The organism is Neisseria sp. P0009.S010, from assembly GCF_051958545.1.
Taxonomy (GTDB): Bacteria; Pseudomonadota; Gammaproteobacteria; order Burkholderiales; family Neisseriaceae; genus Neisseria; species Neisseria subflava_A.
This window is the reverse complement of sequence record NZ_JBQCVH010000040.1, coordinates 1-264: the sequence shown is the minus strand read 5'-3', so window position 1 is coordinate 264 and position 264 is coordinate 1. Positions and strand designations below refer to the sequence as shown.

Sequence of the window (264 nt, the reverse complement as noted above, 5' to 3'; positions counted from 1 at the left end):
GACTACTAGGGTATCTAATCCTGTTTGATCCCCACGCTTTCGAGCCTCAGCGTCAATATTCGTTTAGCCTGCTGCCTTCGCAATTGGTGTTCCGGGTCATATCTATGCATTTCACCGCTACATGACCCATTCCGCAAACCTAAACGACATTCAAGACTGATAGTATCCATGGCAGTTCCTCAGTTGAGCTGAGGGCTTTCACCACGGACTTAACAGCCCGCCTACGCTCCCTTTAAACCCAGTGAATCCGATTAACGCTCGCAC

The 264-nt window shown here is 49.6% G+C and carries 1 rRNA gene; it reads right to left on the bottom strand.

Annotation, left to right across the window (positions count from 1 at the left end):
• Positions 1 to 264: ribosomal RNA gene (locus ACTHSN_RS10820) — 16S ribosomal RNA — on the bottom strand; the annotation flags it as partial.